Genomic DNA, 11,997 nt, shown 5'->3' with positions numbered 1-11,997 from the left:
GAGTGTTGGCGTGGCGGCCTGATCGGAGCCGGGAAGGTGACAACATAGTCTTATGAAGCCCAAGATTCTGGTCGTCGACGACGATATGGCTCTCGCTGAGATGCTCACGATCGTCTTGCGGGGTGAGGGATTCGACCCTCACGTCGTCGGTGACGGCACACAGGCGCTTACCGCGGTCCGGGAGCTGCGCCCGGACCTCGTGTTGCTGGATCTCATGCTGCCCGGCATGAACGGCATCGACGTCTGCCGTGTGCTGCGTGCCGATTCGGGAGTGCCCATCGTGATGCTGACGGCGAAGACCGACACGGTCGACGTCGTCCTGGGGTTGGAGTCGGGCGCTGACGATTACATCGTCAAGCCGTTCAAGCCGAAGGAACTCGTCGCTCGCGTGCGTGCCCGCCTGCGCCGTACCGAGGAGGAGCCACAAGAGCTTCTGTCCATCGCGGACATCGTCATCGACGTGCCGGCGCACAAGGTGACCCGCGGCGGTCAGCAGATCTCGCTGACTCCCTTGGAATTCGATCTACTCGTGGCACTGGCGCGCAAGCCGCGTCAGGTGTTCACCCGTGAAGTCCTGCTCGAACAGGTCTGGGGTTACCGGCACGCCGCCGACACCCGCCTGGTCAACGTGCACGTGCAGCGGTTGCGCGCCAAGGTGGAGAAGGATCCCGAGAATCCGGAGATCGTGCTCACCGTCCGTGGCGTGGGCTACAAGGCCGGACCGCCGTGATCGCTGGCTCCAGAAACCGCGTACAGCGGTGGCTGGCAGTAGTGGTGGCCTGGTTCCGCACTCGCGGAGAACAACTGGGCCACGTGTGGCGGCGCTCGCTGCAGTTGCGAGTCGTCGTGTCGACCTTGACCCTGTCGCTGATCGTGATCACGATTCTCGGAGTCGTGCTCACGTCCCAGATCACCGACAGGCTCTTGGACGCGAAGATCAACGCGGCCGTCGAGGAGATGGCCCGTGCGCGAAACACGGTGCAGTCCACGCTCACCGGCGTGCACGATTCCAGCACCCAGCTGGCCCGACTGGAGGATGCCCGCCGCGCCCTGGCCGGTGGCGGCGGCGCCCAATCCGGCGGTGAGGCGGGCAGTTACAACTCCGCGCTGGCCATGGTCGGGGACAGTCAATCCGAGCTGTCGGCCGGGCCGATCCAGGAAATCCCGCCGGAACTGCGACATTTCGTGCAGGAACGGCAGATCAGCTACCAGTTCGCGCCGGTCTCGGATCCGGACGGCTTCCGCGGGCGCGCCCTCATCATCGGCAGCCCCGCCACCGACGTGCCGAGCCTGGAGATCTATCTGATCTTCCCGCTCACCAACGAACAGCGCAGCCTCGACCTCATGCGCGGCACCATGCTCATCGGCGGCATCGTGCTGCTGGTCCTGCTGGCCGCCATCACCGCCCTGGTGACGCGACAGGTGGTGCTGCCCATTCGATCCGCGGCGCGCATCGCCTCGCGCTTCGCGGACGGCCGCCTCAAGGAACGCATGCTGGTGCGCGGCGAGGACGACATGGCAAGGCTCGCCATGTCGTTCAACGAGATGGCCGAGAGTCTGTCCAACCAGATCACCCAACTCGAAGAGTTCGGAAATCTGCAGCGCCGCTTCACCTCCGACGTCAGCCATGAGCTGCGCACGCCGCTGACCACGGTCCGCATGGCCGCCGATCTCATCCACGGCTCCAGCGACGACCTGGATCCCGCGCTCGCGCGCTCGGCCGAACTGCTGGTGAACGAACTCGATCGCTTCGAGGGCCTGCTCAACGATCTGCTCGAAATCTCCAGGCACGACGCGGGTGTGGCCGAACTCCAAGTGGAATCGCTGGACGTGCGCATGTGCGCGCGGGCCGCGGTGTCCACGGTGCGGCATCTGGCCAAGGAGTCCGGCGTCGAACTCGTCGTCGACATGCCCGAGGAACCCCTTGTCGCGGAAGTGGATCCGCGCCGCGTGGAACGTGTGCTGCGCAATCTGCTCGCCAACGCCATCGACCACAGCGAGGGCAAACCCGTCCTGATGCGCATGCGCGGGGACACCGACGCCAACGCGGTCGCCATCGTGGTGCGCGACCAGGGCGTGGGCCTGCGCCCGGGCGAGGAGAAGCTGGTGTTCAACCGCTTCTGGCGCTCGGACCCCTCCCGTATGCGGCGTTCGGGCGGCACCGGTCTGGGCCTGTCCATCAGCGTGGAGGACGCGAACCTGCACGAGGGCAAGCTCGAAGCCTGGGGCGAGATGGGCGTCGGCGCGAGCTTCCGGCTCACCCTGCCGCTGGTGCGCACCAAGAAACTCGGTTCGAGCCCGCTGCCGCTGGAACCGCCCAAGTTGCGCGGCGGCATCACCGCCGAACAGCTCGCCCTCGACATCGGCACGGTGGATTCCGACGCCGCGCCCGACGCCGGTCCGGCCGCAACGGGTTTCGGGGCGGCTGCGGCCGGGGAGCCGGCCGACTCCGGCCGCATCCTGCGCGCGGTGCCCGAATCCGATTCCGGCGCATCGGGTTCGGACGGTGCGGAAACCGGTTCGGGCCGCATCACCCCGATCCCGCTGTTCGTGCCGTCGGGCGAGGGACTTTCTGCCCTACCCGAGGCCGGGCCCGATCCGACAGGCTCCGAACCGGAATCCGAAGACGCCGCTGCCGAACACCCCGCTGCCGAGGACTCCGCCGCCGAAAGCCCCGCCGCCGAGAACGACGCCGGCGAAGGCGACCCCGGCGGCGCGAGCCCGGACAGCAACGGCGCGGGCGGCGCCGGACCGGACGAGAAACCCGATGGCACAGTGCTCGCCGACTCAGGAGACGGACGGCAATGAGGAAAGGCAGCAACTCGCGCTTGGTGCGGGCGCTGCTGGTGCTGGGCTGTCTGCTCAGCGCCACCGCGTGCGCGAATCTGCCCGACTCCTCGGCGCCGCAGGCGCTGGGCACCCTGGAACGGCAGCCGACCAGCGCCGAGCTGCAGCCGCCGATCTCCGGGCGCGAACCCGATCAGCTGCTGCGCGATTTCCTGCAGGCCACCGCCGATCCCACCAATCGGCATCAGGCCGCCCGCCAATTCCTCTCGCCCGCGGCCAATGTCCGCTGGGACGACGCCGCCGGCACCACCATCGTGGACCGGCCCGACACCCTGCGCGAATCGCGGACCGCAGACACCGCCACCTACGTCATCCGCGCCCGCAAGATCGGCGAACTGGCGCCGGACGGCTCCTACCGCACCAGCGACGGCACCCTGGAGAACAAGGTCGAACTGATCAAGGTCGACGGCGAATGGCGGGTGGACGATCTGCCGTCGGGCGTCATCGTGGAGCAGACCGCCTTCGCCAAGTCCTACAAGCGGTACTCGCTGTTCTTCCCCAATCTGGCCGGGGCCGCGATGGTTCCGGACCTGCGCTGGATCTCCACCCGCAAGGATCAGCTGCCGCAGAAGCTGCTCGGGCTGCTCGCCGAGGGTCCGCAGGAGGCGCTCGCGCCCGCGGTGCGCAATCCGCTGTCCGGGCCGGTGACCCTGCGCGGACCCATCACCAGCGCCGGCGGTGACACCGACGGCATCGGTGTCGGCGGCGGCGGGGTGCAGATCGACTTCGCCGGGGCGGGCGCGCTGGACCCGAAAGCCAAGGAGCTCTTGGCGACCCAGGTCGTGCTGACCCTGGCCGGGGCCGAGGTGCTCGGCCCGTACATGCTGCTGGCCGACGGCAAGGCCCTCGACGAGCGCTACGCCACCACCGGATGGACCCGCGCCGACGTCGACGTCCTGGGCCCGGAAGCGGTGGCGCACAACCGCGCCGGGCTGCACGCGGTACGCGACGGCTCCCTGGTCGCGGTGACCGACAACGGCATCGCGCCCGCCCCCGGTTTCTTCGGCACCACGCACACCCTCGAGGCGGTGGCGCTGTCCCTGGACGGCGGACTGGTCGCCGCGGTCGCCAAATCCGGCCGCCCCGAGCCGGAACCGGGCCGCACGCTCATCTTCGGCACCTACGACGGACAGGGTTTCCCGGTCGCCACCGGCGGCACCTTCACCCGTCCGAGCTGGCCCGCGGACGGCAGCTCGGCCTGGACGGTGGTCGACGGCGAACGGGTCATCCGCGCGGTGCACGACCGCGCGACCGGCAACGTGTCGGTGCAGGACGTGGACATCAGCGACCTGACCGCGCCGGTGGCCAACTCCAGCGCGCAGTCCCCGCGCGGGCCGATCACCGAGTTGCGGATCTCGCCCTCGGGGGCGCGCGCGGCCATCATCGCCAACGGCAAGGTGTACGTCGCGGTCGTCGTGCCCCAGCCCGGGGGCAAGTTCCGGCTGTCCTCGCCGCTGCCGCTGGCCGTCGGTCTGAGCACCGCGGCGGTGTCGATCGACTGGCAGTCCGACGAACGCGTCATCGTGACGCGAGAGGGCAACGTGGACCCCGTTGCGGCCGTGCTGGTGGACGGCTCCGGGTATCAGCCGCAGACCACCCAGAACCTGACCCCGCCGGTGCGCGTGGTGGTCGCGACCCCGAACAACGAGTACGTGGCCGATTCGCGTGCGGTGCTGGAGCTGACCCGCAATCCCGAAGGCGGCGAGTACTACTGGCGCGAAGTTCCGGGTCTGGGCGGCAATGCGGTCCCGGTGCTGCCCGGCTAGGCGCACACTGGATCGATGGGGGCGTTCTTCGCGAGCGCGATCGATCTGATGCTGCCGCGCGCCTGCGGCGGGTGCGGGACACCGGGCACCGACTGGTGCGCGGACTGCGCCGCGGCGCTGTCCGGTCCGCCGATCCGGTTGCGCCCGCGCGCCGATCCCCGGGTGCCGTGCTGGGCGCTGGCGCCCTATCGCGGTGCGCCCCGGCGCGCGGTGCTGGCCGCCAAGGAACGGCATCGGGCCGATCTGGCGGGGCCGCTGGGGTTCGCCTTGGCCAGGGGGCTGGATACTTTGCGCGATCGCGCGCGACCGCTTATTTTGGTCCCCGCGCCCACCCGGGCCGGCGCGGCCCGCCGGCGCGGCGGTGACCCGGTGACGGGTGCCGCGTTCGTCGCGGCGAGTTGGCTATCCGATTGCCGACCGGTACGAATGTTGCGGCTGCGGGCCGGTGTGCGCGATTCGGTCGGATTGGGCCGCGGCGACCGCCAGCACAATCTGCGCGGGCGAATCATAGTGGCTCCCGGCCGCCCGAATCAGGCCCGATTTCCGGCAAATGCCGAGGTAGTGCTGATCGATGACGTGTTGACCACCGGTGCCACAGTGACGGAATCGGTCCGTGCGCTCACTGCGGCCGGAGTGACGGTTCGTGCCGCGCTGGTTACCTGCCACGCTTGATTCTTCGAAATTTGCGTGAACACTGGCGGACAGGTCGCTGGCGAACTAGCGTGGCGATCAGACACCCGAACCGCACGTTTGGAGGTGGCGCCTCGGACCATATGTGCCGAGCGATTTCGATCGGCACACGTTTCAATCCCGCCGCACGAGCGGCTTTGTGCGGCCAGATCCGGGAGGTACGCGTGACGACTTCTTCACGACCTTCAGCGAAGTCCGCGGTCACTTCGGTGCTGCTGGAAGACGCTCTCGAACCCGAAGACAAGACGGCCCCCGCCCAGCAGGCGGAGATCGTCGTCAAGGGACGAACACTCGGTGAGGGCGGAGTGCCCGATCATTTCCGAGTTCATGTGGCGGACAAGCTTTCTCGCTTGGAGCGCTTCGATCCGACCATCTATCTCTTCGATGTGGAACTCACCCACGAACCCAACCGTCGTCAACGCAAGAATTGCCAGCGAATCGAGATAACCGCTCGCGGCAAGGGGCCGGTCGTCCGGGCCGAAGCCTGCGCGGACAGTTTCTACGCCGCCCTGGAACTGGCGGTCGAGAGGCTGGAGGGCCGCTTACGCCGGCTCAAGGATCGTCGTCGCGTTCATCATGGGGACAAGACACCCATCTCGGTGTCTCAAGCGACCGCCGGTCTGATCGATGATTCGCTGTTCGTGTCGTCGAACGGGTCGTCCGACGCACACGATCACGCGCCCGAGGATCTGGACGGCGAGAACGCCGGTCCGGGGCATGTCGTGCGCACCAAGACCCATCCCGCGATCCCCATGACGGTCGACGACGCCCTCTACCAGATGGAGCTCGTCGGTCACGATTTCTTCCTGTTCCAGGACAAGGAGACCGACCGACCGTCGGTCGTCTACCGTCGCCACGCGTTCGATTACGGCATCATCCGTCTCGCGTAACCGGTAGCCCTCGTCAGTTCGTTCCTTCCTCCGGGGCTCGACCGGGCCCCGGCTTCATCTTTCGCCTCCCCGCGGCCGTCGCAGGTCGTGGGGAGACCCCGCAATCGATGTTCGCCGGCGGGGAATCAGCGTCGTACGGGCGCATTCGGGGCGGCGCATTTTCCTGTTACGAGGTGTATCGCTTTCTTTCTTACCTCGCGGTAAGTTTGATGGCCAGGCATTCTCGAAGGGAAATCACCATGGCTTCCAAGGGCGCTCGCCGTGCCGTCATCGTCTCCGGCGTTCGGACCCCGTTCGTGCGGGCATTCGGGGACTTCACCCGGATGGACTCCATCGACCTGGCCGACATCGCGGTCGCCGGGTTGCTCGAGCGCAGTGGGCTGGACAAGGCCGCCGTGCAGGCCATCGTGTGGGGCGGGGTGATCCTGCCCAGCGGTGCGCCCAACATCGCGCGCGAGATCGCGCTGGATCTCCAGCTCGATCCCGGGTGCGAGGGCTACACCGTCACGCGCGCGTGCGCCTCGGGCCTGCAGGCCGTGACCTCGGCCGCGGCCGCCATCGAGCGCGGCGAGTACGACATCATGATCGCCGGCGGCAGCGATTCCACCAGCAACGCCGAGGTGAAGCTCCCGCAGAAGATGGTGCACGCGGCCGCGCCCCTGGCCCTGGGCAAGCCCAAGGCCAAGGACTACCTGGCCGCCGCCGCGCAGCTCGCGCCCTTCTACGACCTGGTGCCGCGCCGGCCCAAGATCGAGGAGCGCACCACCGGCGAGGTCATGGGTGAGAGCGCCGAGAAGATGGCGCGCATCCACGGCATCTCGCGCGCCGCGCAGGACGAGTTCGCCGCGCGCTCGCACCACCGCGCCGCCGCGGCCATCGACTCCGGCCGCTTCGCCGACGAGGTGCTGTCGGTGACCACCCCCGAGGGCAAGGTCGTCGATCGCGACGGCCTGGTGCGCCCCGGCACCAGCGTCGAGAAACTCGCTTCCCTCGCACCGGTTTTCGCCAAGGGCGGCACCGTCACCGCGGGCAACGCGAGCCCGCTCACCGACGGCGCGTCCGCGGTCCTGCTGATGAGCGAGGAGAAGGCCCGCGCCCTCGGCCTCACCCCCCTCGCGGCCTTCCGTTCCTGGAGCTACGTCAGCGTCGATCCCCGCGACCAGGTCCTGATCGGCCCCGCGATCTCGATGCCGCGCGCCCTGGACAAGGCCGGCCTGTCCCTGGCCGACGTCGACCTGGTCGACATCCACGAGGCGTTCGCCGCCCAGACCCTCTCGGTGGTGACGGCCCTGGCCAGCGACGAGTGGGCCAAGACCCGCCTGGACCGCGACACCGCCGTCGGCGAGATCGACCCCGCGCAGCTCAACGTGCACGGCGGCTCGGTCTCCCTCGGCCACCCCTTCGGCGCGACCGGCGCCCGCATGGTGACGACGATGGCGAACGAGCTCCACCGCACCGGCAAGTCGACCGCCCTGCTCGGCATCTGCGCGGCAGGCGGCATCGGTGCGTCGGCGGTCCTGGAACGCGTCTGACCCGGCCCGGTCGCCCCATCCCGCACGCGCGACGGGGCGACCCCCGCGCCACCGAACGGACTCATCACGCATCCGCCCGACGGCTGCCGACGGACGATAAGAGCCGAGGCCGCGGCGAGATGCCGAACGAGGCCGGCGGCACAGCCCGAGGGCCGCGCCGCGTCGTCGGCGACCGAGATCACCGTCTCGGCGGCGGACACAACCGGCAAGACGAGTGACGGAAGCCGAGAACATCTCCGATATCCATGCGCCGAGGGGGCCGGGTTGCGCAGCGGGACAGGTCGATACGGCCGCGGCGGCAGGCAGCCCTTCTCATCGGCGCAGGGCTGCCCGGAACGCGCCGGTGCGGAGCGCGGGCTTCGGGGACGGGCGTTCAGGCGTCGCGGTCGGTGAAACGCTCCCAGTGGACGGCGGACTCCAGGGGGCGGCGGGTGCGCCAGCCGAAGCGTTCCAGGTCGGGGACCTCCTGGAACTTCTCGACCGGGCCGACGCAGAGCCAGGCGACCGGTTTCACGTGGTCGGGCAGGTTCAGCAGGTCGGCCAGGACCGGGGTGTCGTAGAAGCTGACCCAGCCGACGCCTACGTTCTCGGCGGTCGCGGCGAGCCAGAGGTTCTGGATCGCGAGGATCGTGGAGTAGATGCCGGTCTCGGGGACGCTCGCGCGGCCCAGCACGTGGGCGCCGCCGCGAGACTGGTTGTGGGTGACCACGATCCCGGTGCCGGACTCGGTGATGCCTTCGATCTTGATCGGGTCGAAGGTGTCCGCGCGGTCGGCGGGCAGGCCCGCGTGGAACTCGCGGCGCTTGTCCGCGACGTGGTCGGCGAACTTGGTCAGCATCGCCGGGTCACGGATGACGGTGAAGTCCCAGGGCATGGAATTGCCGACGCTGGGTGCGCGATGGGCGGCATCGAGGATGCGCAGCAGGGTGTCATCGTCCACGACTTCGCCGGTGAACTCCGCGCGCACATCGCGGCGCAGGCGAATGGCGTCGTAGACGCTGGGACATTCCACGGGGGCAATCGGACCTTCGGAACACACGGCCCCAGTGAACCAGGCGCACCCGCCGCCGTGTCCGGCACCCCGCGGGCCCGCCGCGATGGCGAATCACCGCCGCCCCCCGGCCTCCGCTGTCTCCGCCCGGTGCTCCACCGGATGTGGATTGCTCGGGGGAGTGCTTCGCGGTGGTCGATGTCGGCGAGATGTCGCGCCGCCCCGGCTGCTGCCACCCGCCTTCACCTTCTGCCGCTCGATCACGCGTACGCAGACGACAGTGCCCCCGCCGTCACGGCGGGGGCACTGTCGAAGGCTTTGTGGCGAGCCGGAATCCGGCTCAGCCGACGAGCGCGGGCTCCTTGCCGGTGATGCGGCGCTTGCCCGCGGCCAGCGCGGTGCGCAGGCCCGAGCGGCGGCCGGTCGACGGATCGATGGTGGCCACGCCGCCGAACGCCTTCTCCGACTTGGTTTCCGGCGCGTCGTGGGTGCTGCGGCTCAGGTACTTGTTGGGCAGCGACAGCTTCATGATGGTGCGCCACGACTTGAAGTACTGCACCGGCAGCGAACCGCTGGTGTACGGCAGGTCGTACTTGTCGCACATGGCGCGCACGCGAACCGCGATGGACGCCAGGCGGTTCGAGGGTAGGTCGGGGAACAGGTGGTGCTCGATCTGATGGCTCAGGTTGCCGGACATGAAGTGCAGCAGCTTGCCGCCATCGATGTTCGCGCTGCCCAGCATCTGGCGCAGGTACCACTCGCCCTGGGTCTCGGTGAGCACGTCGTGCTTGGTGAACTTCTCGGCGCCGTCGGGGAAGTGGCCGCAGAAGATGACCGCGTTGGTCCACACGTTGCGAATCACGTTGGCGGCCAGGTTCGCGGTCAGCGTGCCGAAGAACGCGGGACCGGTCAGCAGCGGGAACAGCAGGTAGTCCTTGCCCGCCTGCTTGCCGATCTTCTTGAGCACCAGGGTGCGGTCGGCCTCGAACTGCTTCCACTCGGGGGAGTCCTTGGCCCACTTCTTCTTCGCGACCTTGCCGAGCTCCAGATGCTGGATGGCGACGCCGTATTCGAAGAAGCTCTGCAGCAGCAGGTTGTACAGCGGCTGCCCGAGATAGAAGGGGGACCAGCGCTGATCGCGGGTGACGCGCAGCAGGCCGTAGCCGATGTCGTCGTCCATGCCGAGCACGTTGGTGTACTTGTGGTGCAGGAAGTTATGGGTGATCTTCCAGTGCTCCGAGGGCCCGGCGTTGTCCCATTCCCATGAGGTGGAGTGGATTTCCGGGTCGTTCATCCAATCCCATTGCCCGTGCATGACATTGTGGCCGATCTCCATATTTTCGATGATCTTGGCCGCGCCGAGCAGGGCCGCGCCGGTGAACCAGGCGGGCGGGAAAAGACTGAAGAAAAGCACACCGCGCCCGCTGATTTCGAGGGCGCGCTGCAGGCGGATGACATTGCGGATATAGCGGGCGTCGTGTTCACCCCGGGAAGATTCGATTTCGCGGCGGATGGCGTCGAGCTCTGCGCCGATAGCTTCGACATCTTCCGGGGTGAGGTGTGCGTATTCCTTGACATCCGATATCGCCATACGGCCTACGATACCGTAGGTTACGGCTCCGTAGGTTACGAGCTCTTGAATCCCGAACGTGTCGAATACCGCATTGTATTCGACACTTCGCTCTGCTATGCGTTGCGGCGCAGGAACTTCGGGAGGATGTGCTTGCGCCCGGCCTTCTCGCGCAGCAGCGCCTTCTCGGCCCGGGCCTTTTCCTGCAGCGACGCCTTCGCCTCGCGCAGGATCTGCTTTTCGTGCTGCGCCTTCTCTTTCAGCGCAACCTTGGCTTCCTGCATGGCCGAGCGCAGCCCGCGCCGCTGACCCGTCACCGGGTCGATGCCGGTGAAATGATGCTCGGCCAGCCATTCACTGGCCTCGTTCGGAATCGAGGGCATGGACGGCATCGCCGGCATATGTGGCATATGCGGCAGCGACGGCAGGGTGACGCCGACGAACTTGCGTTCGGACGAGGTCTCCGGCGCATCGTCGGACGTCCGCTTCAGCCACTTGTCCGGCAGTGCCAGTTTGTGAATGGTGCGGAACGCCAACAGGTATTGCTTGCCCAGCGAGCCGGTGGTGTACGGCAGGTCGTACTTGTCGCAGAGATCCTTGACCTTCACCGAGACCTCGGCATACCGATTACTCGGAATGTCCGGGAACAGATGGTGTTCGATCTGGAAGCTGAGGTTGCCGCTCATGAACGCCATGGCCGGCCCCGCCTCGAAATTGGCGCTGCCCAGCATCTGCCGCAGGTACCACTCGCCCTGGGTCTCGTTCTCGAACTGTTCCTCGGTGAACTTCTCCGCGCCGTCCGGGAAATGGCCGCAGAAGATCACCGCGTAGGCCCACAGGTTGCGGACCAGATTGGCGGTGGCGTTCGCCTTGAGGGTCGACTTCCACGCCGGACCGGTGAGGGCCGGGTAGATGACGAAATCCTTGACGACCTGTTTACCGGCCTTGCGCAGGAAGTCCTTGTCCGGCTCGGTCCACTTCTGCCCGGCCACGCCCAGCTGCTCTTTGACGGCGGCGAGATCGTGCAGCGCGATGCCCCATTCGAACAGCGCGGCGAGCACCAGATTGCCCACGGGCTGAAAGAGATTGATGGGCTTCCACTCTTCGTCGCGGGTCATGCGCAGAATGCCGAAGCCCACATCGTCATCCATGCCGACGATGTTGGTATAGGTGTGGTGCGAGTAGTTGTGCGCGCGTTTCCACTGCGCGGAGGTGCCCGTCATGTCCCACTCCCACGAGGTGGAGTGGATCTCCGGGTCGTTCATCCAATCCCATTGCCCGTGGCTGATGTTGTGCCCGAGCTCCATGTTCTCGATGATCTTGGCCACCGAGAGCAGGGCGGTGCCGCCGAGCCAGGCCCAGCGATTCTTGGATGCGAAGAGGGTGGCGCGACCCGCCGCTTCCAGCACGCGCTGGGCGGCGATGGTGCGCCGGATGTATTTGGCATCGCGCTCGCCTAGCGATTGCTCCACATTCCGGCGAATGGTGTCGAGTTCCTGTCCCAGGGTCTCGATATCGGCCGCCGTGAGATGGGAGAACGCCTTGATGTCGGTGATGGCCACCGGCGGGTCCTTCCGTATTTCGAATTACGCCGCTGTACGGCGCGGGTTCGCTCCGAGCCGGGCGCGAACCGTGTCGACTGCCATCGAGGGTATCCGGTCCCGGGCTCGGGTGCCGCAAGCGGTTACCGCGTGTGATGCGGTACCGCCCC

General features: G+C 67.8%; 9 protein-coding genes. 6 read left to right on the top strand and 3 right to left on the bottom strand.

The genetic code is table 11. The features are described from left to right. The first annotated feature begins 52 nt into the window (after positions 1 to 52). The 6 genes from mtrA to ACFVBH_RS14505 all read left to right on the top strand — a co-directional run bounded on the left by mtrA (position 53) and on the right by ACFVBH_RS14505 (position 7,725). Positions 53 to 730, top strand: a complete 678-nt coding sequence (gene mtrA, locus ACFVBH_RS14530) for an MtrAB system response regulator MtrA (protein WP_029931579.1) — start codon at positions 53 to 55, stop codon at positions 728 to 730. Beyond that, the gene (gene mtrB / locus ACFVBH_RS14525) at positions 727 to 2,808 is read left to right on the top strand and encodes an MtrAB system histidine kinase MtrB (protein WP_379002045.1); all 2,082 of its coding nucleotides are present in this window, start codon (positions 727 to 729) and stop codon (positions 2,806 to 2,808) included. The genes mtrA and mtrB overlap by 4 nt, the downstream gene beginning before the upstream one ends. Next, positions 2,805 to 4,613, top strand: a complete 1,809-nt coding sequence (lpqB, locus tag ACFVBH_RS14520; RefSeq protein WP_354987349.1) for an MtrAB system accessory lipoprotein LpqB — start codon at positions 2,805 to 2,807, stop codon at positions 4,611 to 4,613. The genes mtrB and lpqB overlap by 4 nt, the downstream gene beginning before the upstream one ends. A 15-nt stretch (positions 4,614 to 4,628) precedes the next feature. Then, positions 4,629 to 5,285: a ComF family protein gene (locus ACFVBH_RS14515; RefSeq protein WP_379002044.1), complete on the top strand. Its 657-nt coding sequence runs from the start codon at positions 4,629 to 4,631 to the stop codon at positions 5,283 to 5,285. A 230-nt stretch (positions 5,286 to 5,515) separates the two neighbouring features. Then, positions 5,516 to 6,193, top strand: coding sequence for a ribosome hibernation-promoting factor, HPF/YfiA family (gene hpf / locus ACFVBH_RS14510; RefSeq protein WP_379002783.1), 678 nt, complete (start codon positions 5,516 to 5,518; stop codon positions 6,191 to 6,193). A 239-nt stretch (positions 6,194 to 6,432) separates the two neighbouring features. After that, positions 6,433 to 7,725, top strand: coding sequence for an acetyl-CoA C-acyltransferase (locus ACFVBH_RS14505; RefSeq protein WP_379002043.1), 1,293 nt, complete (start codon positions 6,433 to 6,435; stop codon positions 7,723 to 7,725). A gap of 373 nt (positions 7,726 to 8,098) precedes the next feature. On the opposite strand, the gene bluB is transcribed toward ACFVBH_RS14505, so the two are convergent. The 3 genes from bluB to ACFVBH_RS14490 form a co-directional block, all read right to left on the bottom strand. Continuing rightward, complete coding sequence (bluB, locus tag ACFVBH_RS14500) at positions 8,099 to 8,737, bottom strand: 5,6-dimethylbenzimidazole synthase (RefSeq protein ID WP_379002042.1); 639 nt, start codon at positions 8,735 to 8,737, stop codon at positions 8,099 to 8,101. 319 nt (positions 8,738 to 9,056) lie between these two features. Then, positions 9,057 to 10,307, bottom strand: coding sequence for a fatty acid desaturase family protein (locus tag ACFVBH_RS14495; RefSeq protein ID WP_379002041.1), 1,251 nt, complete (start codon positions 10,305 to 10,307; stop codon positions 9,057 to 9,059). Positions 10,308 to 10,402: 95 nt separating this feature from the next. Beyond that, positions 10,403 to 11,848, bottom strand: coding sequence for a fatty acid desaturase (locus ACFVBH_RS14490; RefSeq protein WP_354987355.1), 1,446 nt, complete (start codon positions 11,846 to 11,848; stop codon positions 10,403 to 10,405). Between the last annotated feature and the right edge of the window lie 149 nt (positions 11,849 to 11,997).

Origin of the sequence: Nocardia sp. NPDC057668 (genome assembly GCF_042799795.1) — a bacterium.
Taxonomy (GTDB): Bacteria; Actinomycetota; Actinomycetes; order Mycobacteriales; family Mycobacteriaceae; genus Nocardia.
Note: the sequence above shows the minus strand (reverse complement) of the source record. Positions and strands in the feature narration are given on the sequence as shown.